This is a genomic window from Salipiger sp. ABN3_019 (genome assembly GCF_056158605.1).
This window is the reverse complement of the sequence record NZ_JBSWTP010000009.1, coordinates 7,501-30,576: the sequence shown is the minus strand read 5'-3', so window position 1 is coordinate 30,576 and position 23,076 is coordinate 7,501. Positions and strand designations below refer to the sequence as shown.

The window sequence follows — 23,076 nt, the reverse complement described above, 5'->3', positions numbered from 1 at the left end:
GACATGAAGTTTTCCGCAAACATCGGATTTCTCTACACCGAGCTGCCGCTGCCCGAGCGTATTCGCGCCGCGAAGCGCGACGGGTTCGACGCGGTGGAGTGCCATTTCCCCTATGACGTGCCCGAGGCCGAGATGAAGGCGGCGCTCGACGAGACCGGCTTTGCCATGCTCGGGCTCAACACCGTGCCCGGCGATGTGGCGGGCGGGGACTTCGGCCTTGCCGCGCTTGCCGGTCGTCGCGATGAGGCGGCGGCGGCGGTGAAGCAGGCAGTGGACTATGGTGCCGCGATCGGCGCGCAGAACGTGCATGTGATGGCCGGGCGAACCGATGGCGGCGCCGAGGCCGAGGCGGCCTATCGCGAGACGCTGAACCTTGCCTGCGATCTGGCGGGCGAGAAGGGCATGGGCGTGCTGATCGAGCCGATCAATCATCGCGACGTGGCGGGCTATCACCTTTCGCGTGTCGAACATGCCGCCGAGATCATCGAGGCGCTGGGGAAGGACAACCTGCGCATCATGTTCGACTGCTATCACACGCAGATCATGCAGGGCGATCTGCTGATGCGCTTCAAGGCGCATCTGCCGCTGGTCGGCCATGTGCAGATCGCCGCGGTGCCCGACCGGGGCGAACCCGACGGCGGCGAGATTTGCTTCGAACGCCTGCTGGCCGGTTTTGCCGAGGCGGGCTGGGCGGCGCCGGTGGGCGCGGAATACAAGCCGCGCGGCGGGGATACGAGGGCCGGTCTCGGCTGGCTCGCGCCCCTGCGCGCGGCGCTGAAGTGACCCAACAAGGATTTTTGAGATGACGGATGTACTGGCGGTCGGCAGCCCCGACCAGAAAAGCCGCGAGGCGCTGGCCGAGCTGGGCTGGACCCATGTGGAAAGCCTCGATGCCGCGCAGGCGCTGGACGAAGAGACCCGCAAGGGCTTGAAGGCCATCGCCTTCTTTGGTCACAGCCCCTTTGCGGGCGCGCAGATGGAGGCCTTCCCGGCGCTCGGACTGATCGCCAACTTCGGCGTCGGCTATGACGCGATCAACGTGGGTGATGCCTCGGCGCGCGGCATCAAGGTGACCAACACGCCCGATGTGCTGAACGATGATGTGGCCGATCTTGCGGTGGCGATGCTGCTGGATTTCTGCCGCGACATGCGCGGCGCCGAGGCGCATGTGCGCTCGGGCGACTGGGGCAAAAAAGGCCCGCATCCGCTGCAGCGCAAGATGAGCGGGCAGAAGGCCGGTATCCTCGGCATGGGCCGCATCGGGCGCGAGATCGCCGACCGGCTGGCCGCCTTCAAGATGGAGATGCACTATCATGCGCGCTCCGAGAAGGAGACGCCGGGCTGGACCTTCCACGCTGATCCGGTGGCGCTGGCGCGCGAGGTGGATTTTCTGGTGATCGCCCTCGTCGGCGGCCCGGCCACCGAAGGCTATGTCTCGAAAGAGGTGATCGAGGCGCTGGGGCCGACCGGCGTGCTGATCAACATCTCGCGCGGCACCACGGTCGACGAAGAGGCGCTGATCGAGGCGCTGCAGAAGGGCACCATTCAGGGCGCCGGGCTGGACGTGTTCCTCAACGAGCCGAACCCGGACCCGCGCTTCCTGACGCTGGAGAACGCCGTGCTGCAGCCGCATCAGGCCTCGGCCACCCATGAGACCCGCGCGGCGATGGGCCAGCTGCAGCGCGACAACGTTGCGGCCTTCCTTGCGGGCAAGGATCTGCTGACGCCGGTAAATTGAAGGTGGTGAACTGAAGCGCAACGTCCTTCGAAGGACGTTGCAAATCTCTTGCAAGAGATTTGGCCCCTGCCGCTGGCGGGGGCTTTTCTATGCGCCGCTTCTCTTGGCGGGCCGGATCGGGTAGGGCGGGCGCATCCACCACTTGAGGACCGCATCATGCAGCCATGGGAACTTCTCGCGACGGCGCAAGCGCCGCAGGGCGACACGCTGCGGCTGCTGCGGCGCGGGCATGAATATTCGATCCGTTTGCAGGGCGGCAACGAGTTGATGAGCAGCCGTCTCAGCGGCTCGGAGGAGGCGCTGGCGACGCTGGCGCTAGAGGCGCTCGGCGGGCGTGCCGCGCCGCGGGTGCTGATCGGCGGGCTCGGCATGGGCTTCACCCTGCGCGCGGCGCAGGAGGTGGCCGCCAAGGACGCGCATCTGATCGTGTCGGAGATCGTGCCGGAGCTTGTCGGCTGGGCCACCGAGCATATGGGCGCGGTCTTTGGCGATTGCCTTGATGATCCGCGGGTGGAGATCCGCACTGGCGACGTGGCCGCAGAGATCCGCAGTGCCGAGGCTGGCAGCTACGATGCCATCCTGCTCGACGTGGACAACGGCCCCGACGGGCTGACACGGGCGGGCAACGACTCGCTGTATGGGGAGCGCGGGCTGCAGCACGCGCGGCGGGCGCTGAGCAAGGGCGGCGTACTGGCGGTCTGGTCGGCGGCGCAGGATCAGGGGTTCACCCGGCGGCTCGGGCAGAACGGCTTTGCCGCCAAGGCACATATGGTGCGCGCCGGGCGCACCAAGCGCGGTGCCAAGCACACGATCTGGATCGCGCAGAAAACCGGCGCCTGACGCGGCGCCGGTACATCGTTCTAAAGCAATATCTTAGGCAAAGATGCCGGGCACCAGCGCGCCGCGCGCCTGAATGACCTTTGCGGCGAGCTGCATCGCCTCGGCGGCGGCGTCCTGCGGGGCCTTGCCCTGCGCCAGCCCGGCCAGCAGACCGGCGGCAAAGCTGTCGCCCGCGGCGGTGGTGTCGACCACATCCGTCACGGTCTGCGCCTCGATCTGGTGCATCCCGGCCTCGCGCTGCCACAGGTGCAGCGCATCGCCGCCCTGTTTGACCGCCACCATGTCGGCCCCGCCTTCGCGGTAGCGCTCGATGGTTTCGGTGGGGGTGGCATCGCCGAAAAGGCTTTCTTCCTCGTCGAAGCTTGGCAGCACGATGTCGGCGGTGCGTGCGCCCATGGTCAGCCCGGCGCGCATGGCCTCGGTGCTTTCCCACAGCTTCGGCCGCAAGTTGGTGTCGAAGGAGACGATCGCGCCCTTCTTGCGCGCCCGCGCCAGCGCGCCGCAGAACATCTCGCGCTGCTTCGGCGGCAGGATGGCCAGGGTGATGCCCGAGAAATGGATCATCTCGCGGCCCTTCAGAATGCCGTCGAGCCACGTCAGATCGTCGGCCATCAGCTTTGCCGCCGACTGTCCGCGCCAATAGGAGAAGCTGCGCTCGCCGCCGTCGAGCGAGATCATGTAGAGCCCGACAGTGCGGTCCGAGACACGCTTGACCGTCGACACATCTACCCCTTCGCCCGAGATGAAATCGAGCATCTCGGTGCTCACGGCGTCCTCGCCCACGCAGGTGCCATAGCTCACCGTCCACTCCTCCGGGAGCAGGCGGCGGGCGTACCATGCAGTGTTGAACGTGTCGCCGGCAAAGCCGCGCTTGTAGAGGCCGTCTCCGGCCTGCGACAGTTCAACCATGCATTCTCCGAGGGCGAGGAAAGCGGTCACAGAAGGTTTCTCCGGGATAGGTTGCGCATCAATGCGCCAGCGCCAAAGGTCCATTCCGGGGCCTCGGTCGACAGGCGTACGGTGTTCTCTAGCGCACCGAGCGCGGGTTCGGAAATGGTTACCACGTCACCGACGTGATGGGTGAAGCCCTGACCGGGGGCGTCGCGGTCCTCGGTCGGCGCGAAAAGCGTGCCGAGGAACAGCATGAACCCGTCGGGATACTGGTGGTGGCGGCCGATGGTCTGGCCGACGATCGAGGCCGGGTCGCGGCTGATCTGGCTCATCGACGAGGCACCGTTGAGCACGAAACCATCCTCGCCCTTCACCGTCATCGTCAGCTCTGCCTTGCGCACGTCGTCGAGCGTGTAGCTTGCGTCAAAGAGGCGGATGAACGGGCCGATGGCACAGGAGGCGTTGTTGTCCTTGGCCTTGCCGAGCAGCAGCGCCGAGCGGCCCTCGACGTCGCGCAGGTTCACGTCATTGCCCAGCGTCGCGCCGAGGATGTCGCCGCGCGAGTTGATGGCGAGCACGATCTCGGGCTCGGGGTTGTTCCACTTGCTGATCGGGTGCAGGCCCACCGTCGCGCCCCAGCCGACCGCGGCCATGGGCTGGGATTTGGTGAAGACCTCGGCGTCGGGGCCGATGCCCACCTCGAGGTATTGCGACCACATGCCTTCCTGCTGCAGCACGCGCTTCACTTCCATCGCCTTTTCCGAGCCGGGCTCGATGCCCGAGAGCGAGTTGCCGATGATGGATTTCACCTTGGCGCGGATCGCCTCGGCGGCGTCGGGATCGCCTGCCGCCTGCTCCTCGATCACCCGCTCGACCATCGACTGCGCGAAGGTCACGCCCGAGGCTTTCACCGCCTGCAGATCGCAGGGCGCCAGCAGGTGCAGCACATCCTCGCCCGCGCTTTCCTTGGACCCAGCGGCGAGATCGGCCAGCGTGCCGATCTCTTCGCCGGTGGCTGCGCGCAGGGCCGCCGCCGGATCGTCGCCCTCGAGCAGGTCGCGCATCGTGGGGATCGCCGTGCTGGTGATGTCCACCAGCGTCTCGCCGCGCAGCGCGACGACGGCAGGTCCGACGCCGGGGCGCCAGACGCGACCGACAAAAAGGGCATCGGGGGTGGGGTTGCTATGCGGGAGCATGAAATCTCTCCTAGTCAATTAATCTTGGGGCGGCAACAGTTTGCCGGGGTTCAGGATGCCCTGCGGATCGAAGGACGCCTTGATGCGCCGCATCCACGCGAGGGCGGGGCCGTGTTCGGCCTCCATGTATTTTTGCTTGCCGATGCCGATGCCATGCTCGCCGGTCACCGTGCCGCCGAGCCGCAGCGCGGTCTCGTTGAGCTTTCCGGCAAAGGCGTGCACCGCCTCGACCTCTGCCGGCTCGGCGGGATTGAAGCGCGCGGCGCAGTGGAAATTGCCGTCGCCCACATGGCCGACGATGGTGCTGACCAGCCCTGCGGCGCGGGCATCGGCCTGCGCCTGCAGCACCGCCTCGGCAAGCTGCGAGATCGGCACGCAGACATCCGTGGCCAGCGTGCCGAACTCCGCCCCGGGGCGCAGCGCGGCAGAGGCGAAATGGGCATTGTGGCGCATCTTCCACAGCGCGTTGCGGGCCTCGGTGGTATTGGCCTCGGCCCAGGCTTCCATGCCGAATTCCTCGGCGATCTCGCGAAAGCTCTCGGACTGCTCGGCGACGCCCGCCGGGCTGCCGTGGAACTCGACAAACAGATGCGGCTGCTCGGGCAGGCTCGATCCGGCGTGGATGTTGAAGCCGCGCACCATCATCTCGTCCACCAGTTCGATCCGCGCCATCGGCAGGCCGGACTGGATGGTCAGGATCACGCAGTTCACCGCATCCTCGACGGACGGAAAGCGGCAGGTGGCCGAGGCGATGCCTTCGGGCAGACCGTGCAGCTTCAGCGTCAGCTCGGTGATGATGCCGAGCGTGCCTTCGCTGCCCACCAGCAGATGCGTCAGATCATAACCCGCCGAGCTTTTGCGCGCCTTGGTGCCGGTGCGGATGATGCTGCCGTCGGACATCACCGCCTCCAGCGCCAGCACGTTCTCGCGCAGGGTGCCGTAGCGCACCGCCGTGGTGCCCGAGGCACGGGTGGCCGCCATACCGCCAAGCGAGGCGTCGGCGCCGGGGTCGATGGGGAAAAAGAGGCCGGTGGCCCGCAGTTCCTCGTTGAGTTCGGTGCGGGTGACGCCGGGCTGAACCACCACGTTGAGATCCTCGGCGTTGACCTCCAGCACCTTTTTCATGCGCGAGAAGTCGATGCTGATGCCGCCCTTGATCGCCAGATGCTGGCCTTCCAGCGAGGTGCCGGTGCCGAAGGGGGTGATCGGCGTGCCGGTCTCGGCGCAGAAGCGGACGATGGCGGCGACCTCCTCGGTGGTTTCGGGGAAGGCCACGGCGTCGGGCATGGCGAGGGGGAAATGCGCCTCGTTCCGCGCGTTCTGCTCGCGGATGGCATCGCTGGTGGCAAGGCGGTCACCAAGGAGCTGTTCGAGCGGGGTGAAGAGGGTCATTTCTCAGGTCTCCAAGTTTGGGTGCCGGGCGCAGGCCCGCCCGGACGAAATCAAAGCCAGCGCTACGACAGCCGGGCGAGCGCCTGCCCGTGGGGTGGCGCCGCGACGGTCGAGGTCCGCGCTTTATATCGGCCAAGCCCGGGCGACCTTCGTGCGTCTCGCAAGGGTGACAGAGCGCCAGCCCGCCCCGCATGCCAAAGGCATGCAGAACTATGATTGCGCACCTCCGGTGCGACGGGCAGGCGCTCGCCCGGCGGCTTCGCCTTGATTCCGGGCGGCCTTACTTGCCCCAGTTCAGCACGAGCGGATCGAGCGGCTTGATCAGCTCGATCAACATCGAAGCGGTGTCGGGATGCAAGGGGGCAATCGGGTGGCGGCAGAAGGCCGATTTGATCACGCCGCCCACCTGCATCGCGTGCTTGGCCGACCGAAAGCCGCACTGGCGGTTCTCATGGTTCACCGCGGGCAGCACGCGGGCATAGCCGTCGATCGCCGCCTGCCGGTTGCCGGCAAGGAAATCCACCACGATCGGGCGGATCTGATCGGGGATCATCGCCGAGGTCATGCAGCCGGTCGCCCCGGCGTCGAGGTCCGCCAGCAGGGTGATCGCCTCTTCGCCATCGAACGGCGCCTCGATGGCCGCGCCGCCCTCGGCAATCAGGCTGCGCAGCTTGGCGGCGGCCTGCGGGCACTCGATCTTGAAGAGCTTCAGCATCTCGATCTCATTGGCCATCTTCACCAGCAGCGGCACCGGCAGATCGACACCCGAGAGCGGCGCATCCTGCAGCATGATCGGAATGCCCACTTCACCCACCTGCCGGAACTGCTCGAAGGTCTGCTCGGCAGTGCCCTTCATCAGCGCGCCGTGGTAGGGCGGCATCATCATCACGATGTCGGCGCCAAGGTCCTTGGCGTATTGCGCGCGCTCCACCGCGATTGGGGTGGCGTAATGCGAGATCGTCACGATCACCGGCACACGGCCCGCCACATGCTCGACGCAGAGCTTGGTGAGGATCGCGCGCTCGTCGTCCGACAGCAGGAACTGTTCGGAGAAATTGGCGAGGATGCAGATGCCGTCGACGCCCATGTCGATGGTGCAGTCCAGAACGCGCTTCATGCCCTCGAGGTCAAGCGAGCCGTCGTCGTGGAACGGCGTCGGCACCACGGGCCAGCATCCGGTATATTTGGTCATTCTAAAGGTCCTCCCGAATAGTCGATGTCTGAGTGTCAGGTTCCGCCGAAGGCCGACACGAGGGCCAGCGCGACGACGCCCAGCATGGCCAGCGCCATGCCGTAATTGATCAGCCGCTGGGTGCGGTAGCTGAGGTTGAGCCGGTGCAGGGTCACCCCCGCCTTCAGCCAGGCCAGATGCACCGGGATCCAGATCGCGTTCATGATGAGGATCTTGGCGGCGGTCTCGAAACCGAGGCTCTCGGGCGCAAAGGAAAACCCGGTGAACATGGCGGTGTTCACCGCATAGGCCTTGGGGTTGATCACTTGCAGCAGAACGCCCGCGCGCACGCCCGGCGCGGTCTTGGCTTCGATGAAGGCGATGCGGCTGCCCGCCAGCGCGATGCGCGCGGCGAGATAGAGCAGGTAGCACACCGACAGCCCCATCAGCACGATACGCACGGCGGGCACCGACAGGATGATCGCGGCAAAGCCGGTCAGCACCAGCGTCATCACAAGGTTCGTGCCGATCCACAGTCCCGCGCCATAGCGCAGCCCCCCCTGCCAGCCGAAGGCCGAGCCGACACCGGCGATCGAAAGAACCCCGGGGCCCGGCGTGATGAACAGCAGAAAGACGGCGGCGGCAAAGCTCAGCATGGGCCGGGCTTTCGGTCCTGCGGGGCTGCGCCGGGGAGTGTCACGTCGCTGTCCTCTCTTGCGGGCGGGGCGGTTTTGCACGGGCCCCGCTTGCATCGCGGTTCATTTGGTATACCATTTTCTTGAATACGGTCCCGCCGCGTTTTGTCAATGGGATTGCGGGTACGCGCAGCCCTTGCGGTATGCGCGCGGCGGCCAAGGGTAGAGGAGAAATCATGTCCCTGTTCGATTTGACGGGCCGCACCGCGCTGGTGACCGGCTCGACCATGGGTATTGGCTTTGCGCTGGCGCGCGGCCTCGCGCAGGCGGGGGCCAAGGTGCTGCTCAACGGGCGCAACCCGCAGCGGCTGGAAGAGGCGGTGGAGACGCTGAAGGGCGAGGGGCTGCAGGCCGAAGCGCTTGGCTTTGATGTCGTCGACCACGACGCGGCCCGCGCCGCCGTCGACGGCTACGAGGCCGAGCATGGCCCCATCGACATCCTGATCAACAACGCCGGGATGCAGCACCGTGGCCCGCTCGAAGACTTCGATCCCGAGGCCTTCGACAAGCTGATGCGCACCAATGTCTATTCGGCCTTCTACGTCGGGCAGGCCTGCGCGCGGCATATGATCGGACGCGGCGCGGGCAAGATCGTCAACATCGCCTCGGTGCAGAGCGCCTTGGCGCGGCCGGGGATCGCGCCCTACACCGCCTCCAAAGGGGCGATCACCAATCTGACCAAGGGCATGGCGACCGATTGGGCCAAGCACGGGCTCAACTGCAACGCCATCGCGCCGGGCTATTTCAAGACGCCGCTGAACGCCGCGCTGGTTGCCGACCCCGAGTTCAGCGCATGGCTCGAGAAGCGCACCCCGGCGGGCCGCTGGGGCGACGTGGAGGAACTGGTGGGTGCCTGCGTCTTCCTCTGCGCCCCGGCCTCGAGCTTTGTGAACGGCCACACGCTGTTCGTCGACGGCGGCATCACCGCCTCGCTGTAAGGCTGCGATTTAAGACATGGGAGGAGAGACCATGAGCGACAAACCCGTAGTGGGCTTCATCGGCGTCGGCCTGATGGGCCACGGCATGGCCAAGAACATCCTCAAGGGCGGCTACCCGCTTTGGATCAAGGGCAACCGCGACCGCGCGCCGGTCGAGGATCTGCTGGGGCAGGGGGCGCAGGAGGCCGCCTCGCCCAAGGCCATGGCCGAGACCTGCGACATCATCCATCTGTGCCTGTCGAATTCGCCGCAGGTTGAAGGGGTGATGCGCGGCGACGAGGGCATCCTTGCGGGCGCGCGTCCGGGGCTGATCGTGGTGGATTGCTCTACCGCCGATCCAGCCTCGACCGAGGCGCTGGCGGCGGAACTGGCCGAGAAGGGCGGCGCGATGGTCGACGCGCCGCTCGGGCGCACCCCGAAAGAGGCCGAGGAGGGCATGCTCGACGCCATGGTCGGGGCCGACGACGCGAGCTTTGCCAAGGTCGAGCCGGTGATCCAATGCTGGGCGGGCAACATCAACCGCGTCGGCGGGGTCGGCGCGGGCCATAAGATGAAGCTGGTGATGAACCTCATCTCGATGAGCTATGCCGCGCTTTATGCCGAGGCGACGGTGCTCGCCGCCAAATCCGGCATCTCGCCGCAGACCGTGCGGCAGGTGATCGGCTCCAGCCGTCTGGGCAACGGCTTCTTCGACACCTTCATGCGCTACGCGGTGGATCGCGACATGGACGCGCATAAGTTCAGCATCTTCAACGGTGGCAAGGATGTGCGCTACGCCAATGCCATGGCGGCCAAGGTCAACGCCCCGGCGCTGATCGCCAGCGCCACGCGACATTACTTCGCCACCGCCGAGGCGACGGGGCATGGCGCGGACTACGTGCCCAGCCTGTCGGACCGGATCGCCGAGATGGGTGGCATCGATCTGGCCGAGGAGGTGAAGAAGGGCGAGGGGTAGGCGCGGGCAAGCGCCCGCCTCCCGTTCCGCGCCGCTCAGCTCGTTGCGCGGCGCACCACGGTGAAGCCCATGTTCTCGCGCAGGCCCTTGGGCAATTCGCCCGCGAGGATCAGCTCGGCGGCGCGGCGTCCGATCGCCATGCCGTCGATATGCACCGTGGTCAGCGCCAGTGCGGCGGGGCTCGCCATATCAAAATCCCCGAAGCCCGAGATCGCCAGCTGTCCCGGCACATCCAGCCCGCGCCGCCATGCCTCGCAGAGCGCGCCGCTGGCCAGCATGTCGCTGACGCAGACCACCGCCTCGGTGTCGGGCCAGCGCTGCAGGATCTCGCCCAGCCCCTGCGCGCCAAGCTCGGGCCCGGCGACGCCGGGCCGCGGCGTGACGGCGACGATGCGCTCCTCCGCCAGTTGCCCGCAGAGGTCCACATAGCCCTGCCGCCGCAGCTGCGCGCGGGTGTCATGTTCGCGGTTGAGCCCGAGGAAGGCGACGCGCCGCCGCCCGGTCTCGATCATGTGGCGGGTGATCGCCGCGCCCGCCTCGCGGTTGAAAAATCCCACCGCCGCATGCACCGGCGGATCGGGCAGGCCCCAAACCTCCAGCACCGGGATGCCCGCACGCTCTAGCAGCGCGCGGGCGGCGGGCGTGTGGCGGTCCGAGGTCAGCACCAGCGCCTCGGGGCGGCGGCCAAGCATGGTCGAGATCAGGCTCGCCTCGGTCTCGGGGTCATATTGCGTGGTGGCCAGCATCAGCTGCAGCCCGCCCGCGCCCAGCCCCTCGGTGAGCCCGCGGATGGTGGCGGCAAAGACCGGCTCTTCCAGCGTCGAGACCAGCGCCGCCACGATCCGCGACCGCTGCGAGCTGAGCGCGCCCGCGGTCTCGTCGATCACATAGCCAAGCTCGTCAACCGCCGCCTGCACCTTGCGCAGCGTGCCGGGGCTGACCTTGCCGGGGGTGCGCAGCGCGCGGCTCACGGTGATCTTGCCGACCCCCGCCCGCGCCGCGACATCGCCCATGGTCACCCATTTCCTGCCGTCTGCCATGATTGTCCCTGCCTGCCCTGTTGACGACCTCTGATACGCGGTGGTACCGATACCACGGAAGGCCGAATGCGGTCTCAGAGAATCGCAGTTTCGTGAGCGGGCCGTGCCGGTCTGCCCGAAGAACCATCTGCGAGCCATCTGCGTGAGAATGCCGCCGGGTGCGAGGCACGTCGCCGCCCGGCACAGCGCGAAGCCCGCCGCCCTCGCAAGCCGGCGGCGCTTCGCTGAGGGTCGGCTTCGGAGGAGGGGGCCGACCCTCTCTAATTTTCTGCCCCTCTCTCATTTTCAGAGATTGCGATGCTTCGCGCGGTATGCGCAGGCGCCTCAGAACAGCGCCTGCGCCAGATAGAGCGTGCCCATCCCCGCGATCAGCGCACCGGTGACCGACAGGCGCAGCGCCACGAGGAAGGTCACCAGCGCGGCGATGACCCGCGCCGGTTCGGTCTCGCCGCCCGTGGCCTGCGGCCAGAGCACCAGCGGCGTCACCATGGCGGGCAGCACGCCGACGCCGACATATTTGAGGTGCAGCACGAACCACTCGGGCAATGTCTTGCGGCCGAAAAAGCCGAGGAAGGAAAACCGCACCAGAAAGGTGCCGATGCCCAGCAGCACCGTCAGCGTCCAGAAGGTTGCCGTGTCGATCATGCCTGCCTCCGTAGCGCGCGGCGGCGCAGGGCCAGTTCGGTCTGTGCGCCCACCAGCATCGCCACCAGCGCCGCCGCGATCAGCCCCAGCCCGGCGGGAAACCCCGCGAAGAGAATCGCGCACAGCACCGACACACCCGCCGCCAGCACATGCGGCAGCGAGCGCAGCAGCGGCGCGGTGATGGCGATGAAGCAGACAGGCGCGGCGAAATCGAGGTGCAGCGAGGCGGGAATCGCCGTGCCGATTACCGCGCCGAGCAGCGTGCAGCCGTACCAGAACGGGCAGATCAGAGCCATGACGCCGAAGTAATAGGCGACCTTTTCGTCGCAACTCATGGCCGGCTTTTCCTCGTAGGTTTTCACCGCCACCGCATAGGCCTGATCGACCATGAGATAGGCCATCAGCGCCCGCGTGCCGAGCCGCGCGTGGCCCACATGCGGCACCAGCGCGGCGGAGTAGAGCGCCATGCGCAGGTTCACCGCCAGCGCGGCGGTTAGCGCGATGAACACCGGCGCGTTTTCCTGCAGCAGCGCCAATGCGGTGAACTGCGAGGCCCCGGCGATCACCAGCACCGACATGGCCATGACCTGCAGAATATCCAGCCCCGCGTCACGCGCCACGACGCCGAACAAAAGCGAGAAGGGCACCACCACCGCAATGAAGGGTGCGCAGTCGCGATAGCCCTGCCAGAAGGCCTCTCGCCTCATGCGGGAAATCCTTGATGTGGATTCTTGCGGGCACGCAAGGCAATGAATTTAATTGATAAAAAGCCGTTTCCGGCCTGTCTTTCCTGCATCTGTGCGCCTCCCTCCCACGAATGCTCTTGCATTTGGTATACCAAATTGGGAAGCTGCCGCAAGGAAACAGCGCGTCCCCCGGCGCGCCCGAGAGGCGCGCGGGGAGGCGCGTCAAGGAGAGGAAGCGACCCGTGTCCGATACACGTGCCAACAAGCGATTCCGCTCGCAGGAGTGGTTCGACAACCCCAACAACCCCGGCATGACCGCGCTCTATGTGGAGCGCTATCAGAACCAGGAATACACCCGCGACGAGCTGCAGGCCGAAAAGCCGATCATCGGCATCGCCAACAGCGGCTCTGACATCGCGCCTTGCAACAAGATCCACGTCTTCCTGATGGACCGGATCAAGGCGGGCATCCGCGAGGCGGGCGGCATTCCGATGGAATTCCCGGTGCATCCGATTCAGGAAACCGGCAAGCGGCCCACCGCGGCGCTCGACCGGAACCTCACCTACCTCGGCCTCGTCGAGGTGCTGCACGGCTATCCGCTCGACGGCGTGGTGCTGACCACCGGCTGCGACAAGACCACCCCCGCCATGCTGATGGGCGCGGCCACGGTCGACATTCCCGCCATCGCGCTCAACGGCGGGCCGATGCTGGACGGCTGGTGGAAGGGCAAGCGCGCGGGCTCGGGCACCATCGTCTGGGAATCGCGCCGCCTGCTGTCGGAAGGCAAGATCGACTACGAAGAGTTCATGTCGCGCGTCTGCTCCTCGGCTCCCTCGCTGGGGCATTGCAACACCATGGGCACCGCCTCGACGATGAACGCCATGGCCGAGGCGCTCGGCATGTCGCTCACCGGCAACTCCGCCATCCCCGCGCCGTTCCGCGAGCGCATGGCGATGGCCTATCAGACCGGCAAGCGCATCGTTGAGATGGTCTATGAGGACCTCAAGCCGTCGGACATCCTGACCCGCGAAGCCTTTGAAAACGCCATCGTCGTCAACGGCGCCATCGGCGGCTCGACCAACGCCCCGCCGCACCTGCAGGCGGTCGCCCGCCACGCCGGTGTCGAGCTTGACGTGAAAGACTGGGAGACCATCGGCTTCGACGTGCCGCTGCTGGTCAACATGCAGCCCGCTGGCGAATACCTCGGCGAGAGCTTCTTCCGCGCTGGCGGCGTGCCCGCGGTGATGGAAGAGCTGCGCAAGGCGGGCCGCATCCACGAAGGCGCGATGACCGCCAGCGGCAAGACCATGGGCGAGAACGTCACCGGCCTCGGCTCGGTCGATACCGATGTGATCAAGACCTATGACGCGCCGATGCGCACCAATGCAGGCTTCAAGGTGCTCTCGGGCAACCTCTTCGACAGCGCCCTGATGAAGACCTCGGTGATCTCCGAGGACTTCCAGAAGCGCTTCCTGTCGGAGCCGGGCAAGGAGGGCATCCTCGAGGCCCGCGCCATCGTCTTCGAAGGCCCCGAGGATTACCACGACCGGATCAACGATCCCGAGCTGAAGATCGACGAGCATTGCATCCTGTTCATCCGCAACGTCGGCTGCGTCGGCTATCCCGGCTCCGCCGAGGTGGTGAACATGCAGCCGCCCGATGCGCTGATCCGGCAGGGCATCAACCACATGCCCACCGTCGGCGACGGGCGTCAGTCCGGCACCTCGGAAAGCCCCTCGATCCTCAACGCCTCGCCCGAGGCGCTTGTGGGCGGCGGTCTGGCTTATCTCGAAACCGGCGACATGGTGCGGCTCGACCTCAATGCCAGCACGATGAACGCGCTGGTCGATGACGCCGAGTGGGAGAAGCGCAAGGCCGACTGGCAGGCGCCCGAACTGGTCAACCAGACCCCGTGGCAGGAGATCTACCGTCGCCACGTCGGGCAATTGTCCGACGGCGGCTGCCTCGAACTGGCCACGGCCTACCAAAAGGTCGCCCGCGTCCTGCCGCGCGACAACCACTGACGCAGTTCAGTTCCGGCGCGGGCGAGGGGACGCCCGCGCCGTTTCCTTGTCCAATCTCTTGTCCAATCTCCTGGGAGGAGTTTCATGCAGAGCATCATCATCACCGGTGCGGGCAGCGGCATCGGCCGGCTGACCGCGAAATCATTCCTCGACGCGGGCTGGAAGGTCGGCCTCGTCGGGCGCCGCGAGGCGCCGCTAGAGGAAACCGCGGACGGCAATCCCAATGCGCTGGTCCTGCCCTTCGACGTCTCCGACCCCGCGGCGGTGGAGGCGGGCTTTGACAAGGCGATGGCCGAATGGGGCCGCATCGACACGCTGTTCAACAACGCCGGCGTCAACGTGAAAGGCGCGATGATCGACGAGATCCCCGCCGAGGATTGGCTCAAGCTCTCCTCGATCAACATCTCGGGCATGTTCCTCTGCGCCCGCGCCGCCTTTGGCCGGATGCGCAAGCAGGACCCGCAGGGCGGACGGATTATCAACAACGGCTCGGTCTCGGCGCATGTGCCGCGCTGGGGCTCGGCGCCCTATACCACCTCGAAACATGCGGTCACCGGGCTGACCCGCTCGCTGTCGCTGGACGGGCGGGCGTTCAACATCGCCTGCGGCCAGATCGACATCGGCAATGCGCTCACCGACATGGCGCAGGCGATGACCCAAGGGGTGCCGCAGGCCGATGGCTCCATCGCTGTAGAGCCGGTGATGGACGCGAAACATGTGGCCAGCACGGTGATGCATATGGCCACGCTGCCGCTCGAGGCGAACGTGCAGTTCGTCACCGTCATGGCTCCGGCCATGCCCTACATCGGGCGCGGCTGAGCGCCGACCGGCACCCCGGCGATTTACAATCGCCGGGGTCTGGCCTATCGGGGGGCCGACGTAGGAAAAGGCGCTCCATATGCCCAAGACGCTCGTGACCGGCGCCGCCGGATTTATCGGTTTCCACCTGTGCCAGCGACTGCTTGCCGAAGGCCATGAGGTCATCGGTCTCGATGCGATCACCGATTACTACGATGTCTCGCTGAAACGCGCCCGCATTGCGCAGCTGGAGAACGAGCGTTTCACCTTCGTGAAGGGCCGGGTCGAAACCCGCGGCCTGCTCATGGATCTCTTCGCGCAGCACCGCTTTGATTATGTCTTCCATCTCGCCGCGCAGGCCGGGGTCCGGCACTCGATCGAGCAGCCGCGCGACTATCTCGACAGCAATATCGCGGGCACCTTCGAGCTGCTCGAAGCGGCGCGGGCGCATCCGCCCAAACATATGCTCATCGCCTCGACCTCTTCGGCCTATGGGTCGAACACCGAGATGCCCTATGTCGAGACGATGCGGACGGATCACCAGATGTCCTTCTACGCGGCGACCAAGAAGGCGACCGAGAGCATGGCGCACAGCTATGCGCATCTCTACGATCTGCCGGTCACGATGTTCCGCTTCTTCACCGTCTACGGCCCGTGGGGCCGCCCGGACATGGCGCTCTTCAAGTTCACCAAGGCGATCCTGCAGGGCGAGGCGATCGACGTCTACAACCGCGGCGACATGATGCGCGACTTCACCTATGTGGACGATCTGGTCGAGGCGTTGGAACGGCTGGCACCGCTGGCGCCCCAGCGCGGCGCGCCCGCCTGCGCCGAAGACAGCCTGTCGCCGGTGGCGCCGTGGCGTGTGCTCAATATCGGCAATGGCAGCCCGGTGCAGCTGACCGCCTTCATCGAGGCGATCGAGGCGGCCACCGGCCTTACCGCCAAGCAGAACCTGCTGCCGATGCAGCCCGGCGACGTGCCCGCCACATGGGCCGACACCACGCTGCTTACCGCGCTGGCAGGGGATGCGCAGCACACGCCGGTGACCGAGGGCGTGCGCCGCTTCGTGGCGTGGTACCGCGCCTATTACGCGGTCTGAGCCGGGCCGGATCGGGGCCGATCTGAACTCGGCTGGTCCCGCCGCTTCTTCTCTTTGAAAATACGCCGGGGGTGAGGCCGCAGGCCGAGGGGGCAGCGCCCCCTCAATACCGGTATCTCACATCCGCGGCGGACGGTGATGCGGCACGCCGCGCTGCCGCTCGCGGTGCCAGATGTAAAGCCCGGCGCCGATGATGATCGCCGCGCCCAGCAGCGTCCAGGGCGTCGGCCATGTGCCGAAGATCAGCAGGCCCGCGGCGGCGGCGCTCAACAGCTGCAGATAGACCACCGGCGCCAGAACCGAGGCATCGGCATAGCGGTGCGCTGCCGTGGCCAGCATATGCGCCACCGCCCCGAAGATGCCGATCACCGCCAGCATCACGCCCACGCCGGTGCTTTCGGGCGCCTCCCAGCTTGGCAGCACCACCGGCGCCAGCAGCAGCGTCGGCAGCGCGCCGCCCCAGACCTGCGAGGTGGCGTTGCTCTCCTTGCCCGCCATCTGCCGCGTGAGGATGAAATAGAGCGCGGCGCTGCTCAGCGCGCCCACCGACAGCAGCATCGCCGGGTGGAACTCTGCGCCCCAGGGCTGCATCACCACCAGCACGCCCAGAAAGCCGACGCAGACCGCGCCGATCCGATGCGGGCCGACCTTCTCGCCCAGCAGCGGGATCGCCAGCAGCGTCACCACGATCGGCCCGGCGAACATGATCGTCGTGGTCACGGTGATCGGCAGATAGCCAAGCGCGAGGAAGTTCAGCATCGTGCTGCCAAACAGCGCCGCGGCGCGCAGCGCCTGTTTCCACGGATGCTCGGTGTGAAACAGCGCCTTTCCCTCGCGCGGGAAGAAGGCGACGAGCACCAGCACCAGATGCGCGGCATAGCGGCACCAGACCACCTGCAGTGCGGGGATCCCGTGCTGCAGCAGCCATTTCGCCGAGGTGTCGATACAGGTGAAGCCGATGACGCCAATGGCCATCAGCGTCAGGCCCAGGGCCGTCTTGTCTTCGCGGGGAGCGACGGCCATGGCTCAGCGCGTCCGCGCCGGTTGGAGGGGCATTTGTTCAGCCTTTCAGGTGCTTGGAGAGGTAGTCGACCATTTCCGGCACCATGTGCCCGGCAAAGCCGTTCTGCAAGGCCTCGGCCAGCGTTTCCGAGGCACAGCCGGACATGCGCGAGCGCGCCCCCAGTTCTTCGGCCATGGCGCGGTAATAGCCCACGTCCTTGGCGGCATTGTCCACCGAGAAGGCCAGATCGAGCTTGCCGTCCATCGCCCAGCTTTTGATGAAATCCATCATGCCCGAATGGTTCGGCCCCGCCGCCAGCACGCCGTAGAGTTTCTCGCGCGGGATGCCCGCAGCGTCGCCCATGGCAAAGGCCTCGGACATGGCCATGGCGGTGGTCATGGCAAAGAAGTTGTTGATCAGCTTGATCGTATGTCCAGAGCCGAGCGGCCCGAGGTGAAAGACGTTCTCGCCCAGCACGTCCAGCACCGGCTTGACCTGCGCGTAGGTCGCTTCGTCCCCGGCGCACATGATGTTCAGCTTGCCCTCTTTGGCGTGGGCGGGCGTGCGCCCGAGCGGCGCGTCGAGATAGCTTGCGCCCTTGCCCGCCAGTTCTGCGCCGATGCGCTGGGTCGAGCCGGGCAGGGAGGTGCCGAAGTCGATGACGATCTGCCCCGCCTTGGTGCCCGCCAGCACGCCATCCTCGCCGAAGATCCGGCTCTCGACCTGCTCGGAGGTGCCGACGCAGAGCATCACGATGTCGCTGCCCGCTGCCAAGTCACGCGCCGACCCCGCCTCGGAGCCGCCCCGCGACAGCGCTTCTTCAACGCCGCTGCGGTCGCGGTTGCCAAGGACGCTCACGTCGTAACCCGCCTTTTGCAGGCATTCGACCATGGCCCGGCCCATGAGGCCGAGCCCGATGAACCCGATGCTGGGTTTGCTCATGTCTTGTCCTTTCTGTGTGAAGAGACGGGCCTAAGTGAAAAGGCGGGCGCGGGCTTACATCACCGCGCCGACCTGCCAGGGCACGAACTCATAGTCGCCAAGCCCCAGCGCTTCGGATTTGCTCTGCTCGCCCGAGGCCATACGCAGCCACATCTCATAGATCTCGCGGCCCACTTCCTCGACCGAGGCACCCTCGGTGAGGATGCGCCCGGCGTTGACGTCCATATCCTCGGTCTGGCGCTGATAAAGCTCGTTGTTCGAGGCGACCTTCATGGTCGGCGAGGGTTTCGCGCCGAAGGCCGAGCCGCGCCCGGTGGTGAAGCATACGAGGTTGCAGCCCGAGGCGATCATCCCGGTGACCGAGGCGGGGTCGTAGCCGGGGCTGTCCATGAAGGTGAAGCCCTTGGCGGTGACCGGCTCGGCATATTTATAGACGCCCATCAGCGGCGTGGTGCCGCCCTTCGACGCCGCACCGAGGGATTTCTCGAGAATGGTGGTCAGCCCGCCCTTCTTGTTGCCGGGCGAGGGGTTGTTGTCCATCGAGCCGCCGTTGCGCTCGGTGTAATCCTCCCACCAGTGGATCAGGTCGATCAGCTTTTTGCCGATCTCGGGGGTGGTGGACCGGGCGGTCAGCAGATGCTCGGCGCCGTAGATCTCGGGTGTCTCCGACAGCACGCCGGTGCCGCCCTGCGCCACCAGCAGGTCGCAGGCATGGCCGACGGCGGGGTTGGCGGTGATCCCCGACCACGCATCCGAGCCGCCGCATTCGAGGCCGACCATCAGTTCCGAGGCCGGGCATTCGGTGCGCGTGGCTTTGTTGACCTCGGGCAGCATCTTCTCGACCTGCGCGATGCCATGTTCGACGGTCTTGCGCAGCCCGCCTTCGTCTTGGATGTTCATTTTCTGGAACAGCGGGCCGGGGGTCAGCCCATAGGCCTGCACCAGCCAGTCGATCTGCATCACCTCGCACCCAAGGCCCGCCATCAGCACGCCGCCGACGTTGGGGTTGCGCGCATAACCCCAGAGCACGCGCTGCAGGAACTCAAAGCCGGTGCCGTCGCCGCCCATGGCGCAGCCGGTGCCATGCACGAAGGCGACAACGCCGTCGACATTGGGATAGGCGGCCAGCTTCTCGGGGGTGAAATGCTGCGCGATCATCCGCGCGGCGGTGGCCGAGCAGTTCACCGAGGTGAGGATCGCAAGGTAGTTGCGCGTGCCGACCCGGCCGGTCGAGCGGCGGTAGCCCATGAAGGTGTCTTGCTTTGCGGCAGGCGGGACCGGGCGCAGGTTGGTGCCGAACTCATAGTCGGCCTCGACGTTGCGGAACTCGAGGTTGTGGGTGTGGATATGCGCGCCTGCCGGGATGTCTTCGGCGGCGTAGCCGATGATCTGGGCGTATTTGCGCACCGGCGCGCCCTTGGCGATGTCGGTGGTGGCCATCTTGTGGCCGCGCGGGATCAGCGTGGTCGCGCCCTCGTCGCCCACTTCGAGCGGGACGACTGCGGTGACGACGTTGTCATGTTCGGAAAGGCGGACGGTTTTCATCTTGGCATATGCTCCATGGAGCGGCTGTGTGGGGTGTCGGGCAAAGGCCGGGCGGCGCATCTTCGGCGCCAGCGGGGTCTTTGGGAAACTCTCTGCCTCCGATGCCGGAGGGTCAAGCGAAGGGGCGGCGCTTGGCCGCCCCTCCGAAAAGGTCACGTTACAGGAACAGCGTCACCAGCGGCGGCCAGGCCAGCAGCACCAGCAGCGCCAGAAGCTGCAGACCGATGAAGGGCAGGAAGCCGCGGAAGATGTCGGTGAGCGAGATATGCGCCGGGGCGACGGACTTCAGATAGAAGGCCGCGGGGCCGAAGGGCGGCGACAGGAAGCTCACCTGCATGTTCATACAGAACACCACACCGAACCAGATGCCGATATAGCTGCTGTCCACATGGCCGAGCCAGCCGATTTCCTCGGGGGGCAGGCGCATGACGATCGGCAGGAACACCGGCATGATCAGCAGCACGATGCCGACCCAGTCCATGAACATCCCCATGATCAGGAAGATGAACATCATCACAAGGATGATCCCCATGGTGGGCAGGTCCGAGCCGACGATCAGGTTGGCCACATAGCTCGGGCCGCCCGCCAGCGTGTAGGCCGCCGCAAGGGCTGCCGCGCCGATGGTCACCCAGATGATCGTGCCGGTGGATTTGAGCGTGCGCATGACCGCATCCCAGACCACCTCAAAGCTCATCTCGCGGCGGATCAGGCCGATGACGAAGACCGCCACCACGCCCATGCCGGCGGCCTCGGTGATGCCGGTGATGCCGCCATAGATCGAGCCCAGAACGACGCCGATCACCACGGTGGGCGCGATCAGGCCCTTGCCCATCTCCCAGCCGACGGCGGTGCGCTCACGGCCGACGATGAAGAAGACCACGATGGCAAAGACCACCAGCGCGCCGATCAGCCACGGAATGTCCGACACCATGCCAAGCGGGATCGGGTCGACGCCCTCGGTCACGGTGTTGGCACCGGTGACGGTGAAGAACAGCGCGCGCAGCGTCAGCACGGCCACGATCCACATGCCGAACCGCGACAGGAAGCCGAGGAACATCAGGGCTTTCTCGCCGCCCGCCGGGGCGTCCGGATCTGCCGGGGGCAGGGGGGCCTCGTCGGGGTTCATCCGCGTGCGGATGAAGATGTAGATCATGAAGAACGAGGCCAGCATGAAGCCCGGCAGGAAGGACGCGGTGAACAGCGCCTTGATCGAGGTCTCGGTGACCAGCCCGTAGAAGATCAGAACGATCGACGGCGGGATCATCGTGCCAAGCGAGCCCGACGCGCAGATCGTGCCGATGGCGAGGTTCTGGTTGTAGCCAAGGCGCAGCATCTGCGGCAGCGCAATCAGGCCCAGCAGAACCACCTCGCCGCCGATGATCCCCGACATGGCGGCCATGATGACGGCCATGATCGAGGTCACGAAGGCGATGCCGCCACGGGTCCGCGACAGCCACACGTTCAGCGAGCTGTACATGTCCCGCGCGATGCCCGAGCGTTCCAATAGTGAGGCCATAAATATGAACAAGGGTACCGATATCAGTACGTAGTTCACCATCTGCCGATAGACCGCCTGACCCAGCACCGCAAAGGGGCCCATGCCGAAGCGCCCGAACAGCAGATCGGGGCCGAATTTCATCACAAGCGTCGCAACTGCCAGAAAGGCGGAGGCGAAGCCCAGTGGCATCCCGATCGCCAGCAATGCGAACATTGCCAGCAGCAGGATCAGGCTGAGTGTGCCAATATCCACCATTTAAGTCAGTCCTCCAGCGTGCGACGGATGTTTTCAATCTCCGTCTGGTCGATCTCGTCCGCGGGCGAGTGGTGTTCGGGGGCCTTGTTCCAATCCGCGATGAGGTTGGAGAGCGCCTGCAGCGCCACGAGGCCGATGATGATGAGAATGCCGATCTTCAGCGTCGCCGGCAGGGGCGGATCCCACGCGGTGCCAAAGGTCTCCATACGGCCAAGCTTCTGCATGGCTTCGTTGTAGCCACCCCAGAGCAGGCAGAAGAAGAACACCCAGATCAGCGAGACCGAGATCACGTCGGCCAGCTTCTGCATCCAGCGCGGCATCATGTCATAGATAATGTAGATGCGGATGTGGCTGCGCTGCTGCATGGAATAAAGCCCGGCGAACAGGAACACGAAGGACGCGATCCACAGCGACAGCTCGTTGGCCCAGAGCGTGGGCTTCTCAAAGACGTAGCGGGCCACGACCTCGTAGAACATCACCAGCACGATGGCGATGATCGCGATCATCGACAGGCGCGACAGCACCAGCGACAGGATGTCGAGCGGGCCGGTGGGCTCGATCTCGATCGAGCCACGGGTGTCCGACAGGTAGATCGAGCCGAACAGCAGCGCGGCGAGAAGCGCCCACAGCATCACCGACACCATCGGGCGGCCTGCGGGGCGGAGCATTTCGTACATGCCGACAGGTTCGGCAGAGATGAACTGGCTGAGCACGAGCCAGGCGTACACGACCAGCGCAAGCCCGGTGCTTAGCAGGGCCAGCAGCCGGACCGGGCCGCGTAGCGAGCCGAGCCAGAGGCTTTGATTGGACATTGGTTAACCCTTTCGGAGGAGGGGATGTCAGGGTCGATGCGACAAAGATGAAACAAGAAGGGCGGGCCCGGGTCTGGGCCCGCCGCTCTGCCTGTCATGGATCAGGACGCGAAAGCCGCCCTTATTCCGCCGACATCAGGCCCAGCTGGCCCAGGTATTCCTTGTGGCTTTCCACAAGCGCCTTTGCCTCGGGCGACTTCTCGGCCCAGACGTCCCACGCCGACTGCGCGGCTTCGCGGAAGGTCGCGCGGTCTTCTGCGCTCCAGTCATGCAGCGTGACGCCCGCCTCGGTCAGACGTGCGGCTGCTTCGTTGTTGGCCTTCTCGAAGAACAGAGCCGAACGCAGCGCCAGCTTTTCCATCGCGGTTTCGACGATGCGCTTGTTCTGGTCCGACAGACCGTCCCAGACCATCTTGTTGCACGCAAGGTGGTCCGACGGCATCGAGTGGAAGCCGGGGTAGGTGGCGTGTTTGGCCAGATCGAACAGGCCGATCGACTCGTCGTTGGCCAGACCGGAATAGTCGGTGCCTTCGATGATGCCGGTTTCCATCGCGGTGAACACTTCGGTGAAGTCCATCACGATGGGCGATGCGCCGAGGTTTGCGAAGATCTCGGTTTCCATGCCCGGGGGCGACCGGAATTTCCACTCTTTCAGATCTTCGGGGCCAGCGATCGGGGTCGAAGAGACCAGCAATTCCTGACCGTAGACCCACCAGCCGATCAGCTGCATGCCGAACTCATTATAGAGTTCCTGCGCCTGCTCGAGGCCGCCGCCGTAATACAGCCACGACAGCTGCTGGTAGGGGGTGTCATAGCCGCCCATGATGTCGCCGACGAACTGGAAGCCGGCGTTCTTGCCGGTCTGGTACGCACCGCCGGTCATGTCGCAGTCGATGATGCCATTGGCTGC

The 23,076-nt window shown here is 66.1% G+C and carries 22 protein-coding genes (1 of these 22 only partly in view); 8 read left to right on the top strand and 14 right to left on the bottom strand.

Features of this window, described 5'->3' with window-relative positions; genetic code table 11:
• Window positions 1-3 precede the first annotated feature (3 nt).
• The 3 genes from ACXAD2_RS08205 to ACXAD2_RS08195 all read left to right on the top strand — a co-directional run bounded on the left by ACXAD2_RS08205 (window position 4) and on the right by ACXAD2_RS08195 (window position 2,578).
• Complete coding sequence (locus tag ACXAD2_RS08205; RefSeq protein WP_475168986.1) at window positions 4-783, top strand: hydroxypyruvate isomerase family protein; 780 nt, start codon at window positions 4-6, stop codon at window positions 781-783.
• Between the two features lie 19 nt (window positions 784-802).
• Entirely contained in the window at window positions 803-1,738 is a 936-nt protein-coding gene (locus ACXAD2_RS08200) for a 2-hydroxyacid dehydrogenase (protein ID WP_475168984.1), read from the top strand.
• A 156-nt stretch (window positions 1,739-1,894) separates the two neighbouring features.
• Complete coding sequence (locus tag ACXAD2_RS08195) at window positions 1,895-2,578, top strand: spermidine synthase (protein ID WP_475168982.1); 684 nt, start codon at window positions 1,895-1,897, stop codon at window positions 2,576-2,578.
• Between the two features lie 33 nt (window positions 2,579-2,611).
• On the opposite strand, the gene ACXAD2_RS08190 is transcribed toward ACXAD2_RS08195, so the two are convergent.
• The 5 genes from ACXAD2_RS08190 to ACXAD2_RS08170 all read right to left on the bottom strand — a co-directional run bounded on the left by ACXAD2_RS08190 (window position 2,612) and on the right by ACXAD2_RS08170 (window position 7,884).
• Entirely contained in the window at window positions 2,612-3,517 is a 906-nt protein-coding gene (locus ACXAD2_RS08190; RefSeq protein WP_224903097.1) for a sugar kinase, read from the bottom strand.
• The gene (locus ACXAD2_RS08185) at window positions 3,514-4,665 is read right to left on the bottom strand and encodes a fumarylacetoacetate hydrolase family protein (RefSeq protein WP_475168980.1); all 1,152 of its coding nucleotides are present in this window, start codon (window positions 4,663-4,665) and stop codon (window positions 3,514-3,516) included. Before ACXAD2_RS08185 ends, ACXAD2_RS08190 begins: the two co-directional genes overlap by 4 nt.
• 18 nt (window positions 4,666-4,683) lie before the next feature.
• Window positions 4,684-6,057: an FAD-binding oxidoreductase gene (locus ACXAD2_RS08180; RefSeq protein ID WP_475168979.1), complete on the bottom strand. Its 1,374-nt coding sequence runs from the start codon at window positions 6,055-6,057 to the stop codon at window positions 4,684-4,686.
• 280 nt (window positions 6,058-6,337) lie between these two features.
• Window positions 6,338-7,249 carry a dihydrodipicolinate synthase family protein gene (locus ACXAD2_RS08175; RefSeq protein WP_164182390.1) on the bottom strand — a complete coding sequence of 304 codons (912 nt, stop codon included), beginning with the start codon at window positions 7,247-7,249 and terminating at the stop codon, window positions 6,338-6,340.
• A gap of 35 nt (window positions 7,250-7,284) precedes the next feature.
• Entirely contained in the window at window positions 7,285-7,884 is a 600-nt protein-coding gene (locus tag ACXAD2_RS08170; protein ID WP_066104845.1) for a LysE family translocator, read from the bottom strand.
• A gap of 215 nt (window positions 7,885-8,099) precedes the next feature.
• Between ACXAD2_RS08170 and ACXAD2_RS08165 the strand changes: the two genes are divergently transcribed.
• The gene (locus ACXAD2_RS08165; protein WP_066104848.1) at window positions 8,100-8,861 is read left to right on the top strand and encodes an SDR family oxidoreductase; all 762 of its coding nucleotides are present in this window, start codon (window positions 8,100-8,102) and stop codon (window positions 8,859-8,861) included.
• Window positions 8,862-8,892: 31 nt separating this feature from the next.
• Window positions 8,893-9,816: an NAD(P)-dependent oxidoreductase gene (locus tag ACXAD2_RS08160; RefSeq protein WP_475168974.1), complete on the top strand. Its 924-nt coding sequence runs from the start codon at window positions 8,893-8,895 to the stop codon at window positions 9,814-9,816.
• Between the two features lie 35 nt (window positions 9,817-9,851).
• On the opposite strand, the gene ACXAD2_RS08155 is transcribed toward ACXAD2_RS08160, so the two are convergent.
• The 3 genes from ACXAD2_RS08155 to ACXAD2_RS08145 all read right to left on the bottom strand — a co-directional run bounded on the left by ACXAD2_RS08155 (window position 9,852) and on the right by ACXAD2_RS08145 (window position 12,208).
• Window positions 9,852-10,856 (bottom strand): LacI family DNA-binding transcriptional regulator, encoded by a 1,005-nt coding sequence (locus ACXAD2_RS08155; protein ID WP_475168973.1) that lies wholly within the window; start codon window positions 10,854-10,856, stop codon window positions 9,852-9,854.
• A gap of 324 nt (window positions 10,857-11,180) precedes the next feature.
• Window positions 11,181-11,501 (bottom strand): AzlD domain-containing protein, encoded by a 321-nt coding sequence (locus ACXAD2_RS08150; RefSeq protein ID WP_066104857.1) that lies wholly within the window; start codon window positions 11,499-11,501, stop codon window positions 11,181-11,183.
• Window positions 11,498-12,208: an AzlC family ABC transporter permease gene (locus ACXAD2_RS08145; RefSeq protein WP_475168971.1), complete on the bottom strand. Its 711-nt coding sequence runs from the start codon at window positions 12,206-12,208 to the stop codon at window positions 11,498-11,500. The genes ACXAD2_RS08150 and ACXAD2_RS08145 overlap by 4 nt, the downstream gene beginning before the upstream one ends.
• Window positions 12,209-12,429: 221 nt before the next feature.
• On the opposite strand from ACXAD2_RS08145, the gene ACXAD2_RS08140 reads away from it, so the two are divergent.
• The 3 genes from ACXAD2_RS08140 to ACXAD2_RS08130 all read left to right on the top strand — a co-directional run bounded on the left by ACXAD2_RS08140 (window position 12,430) and on the right by ACXAD2_RS08130 (window position 16,111).
• The gene (locus ACXAD2_RS08140; protein WP_164182396.1) at window positions 12,430-14,211 is read left to right on the top strand and encodes an IlvD/Edd family dehydratase; all 1,782 of its coding nucleotides are present in this window, start codon (window positions 12,430-12,432) and stop codon (window positions 14,209-14,211) included.
• Window positions 14,212-14,295: 84 nt separating this feature from the next.
• Window positions 14,296-15,030, top strand: coding sequence for an SDR family oxidoreductase (locus ACXAD2_RS08135; protein WP_066104865.1), 735 nt, complete (start codon window positions 14,296-14,298; stop codon window positions 15,028-15,030).
• Window positions 15,031-15,109: 79 nt separating this feature from the next.
• Entirely contained in the window at window positions 15,110-16,111 is a 1,002-nt protein-coding gene (locus tag ACXAD2_RS08130) for an SDR family NAD(P)-dependent oxidoreductase (RefSeq protein WP_475168966.1), read from the top strand.
• A gap of 117 nt (window positions 16,112-16,228) precedes the next feature.
• On the opposite strand, the gene ACXAD2_RS08125 is transcribed toward ACXAD2_RS08130, so the two are convergent.
• From ACXAD2_RS08125 to ACXAD2_RS08100, 6 genes are all read right to left on the bottom strand, one after another.
• Window positions 16,229-17,134 carry a DMT family transporter gene (locus tag ACXAD2_RS08125; RefSeq protein WP_475168965.1) on the bottom strand — a complete coding sequence of 302 codons (906 nt, stop codon included), beginning with the start codon at window positions 17,132-17,134 and terminating at the stop codon, window positions 16,229-16,231.
• Between the two features lie 37 nt (window positions 17,135-17,171).
• Window positions 17,172-18,056: an NAD(P)-dependent oxidoreductase gene (locus ACXAD2_RS08120; RefSeq protein WP_475168963.1), complete on the bottom strand. Its 885-nt coding sequence runs from the start codon at window positions 18,054-18,056 to the stop codon at window positions 17,172-17,174.
• Between the two features lie 54 nt (window positions 18,057-18,110).
• The gene (locus ACXAD2_RS08115; RefSeq protein ID WP_475168961.1) at window positions 18,111-19,601 is read right to left on the bottom strand and encodes a UxaA family hydrolase; all 1,491 of its coding nucleotides are present in this window, start codon (window positions 19,599-19,601) and stop codon (window positions 18,111-18,113) included.
• A gap of 157 nt (window positions 19,602-19,758) precedes the next feature.
• Window positions 19,759-21,354 carry a TRAP transporter large permease gene (locus tag ACXAD2_RS08110; RefSeq protein ID WP_193789484.1) on the bottom strand — a complete coding sequence of 532 codons (1,596 nt, stop codon included), beginning with the start codon at window positions 21,352-21,354 and terminating at the stop codon, window positions 19,759-19,761.
• 5 nt (window positions 21,355-21,359) lie between these two features.
• Window positions 21,360-22,166 carry a TRAP transporter small permease subunit gene (locus ACXAD2_RS08105; RefSeq protein WP_475168960.1) on the bottom strand — a complete coding sequence of 269 codons (807 nt, stop codon included), beginning with the start codon at window positions 22,164-22,166 and terminating at the stop codon, window positions 21,360-21,362.
• Between the two features lie 121 nt (window positions 22,167-22,287).
• Window positions 22,288-23,076, bottom strand: partial view of a TRAP transporter substrate-binding protein gene (locus tag ACXAD2_RS08100; RefSeq protein WP_475168959.1) — the 3' portion only. 231 nt of this gene lie beyond the right edge of the window; the window shows 789 of its 1,020 coding nt (coding positions 232-1,020); its start codon lies off the right edge, out of view; its stop codon occupies window positions 22,288-22,290.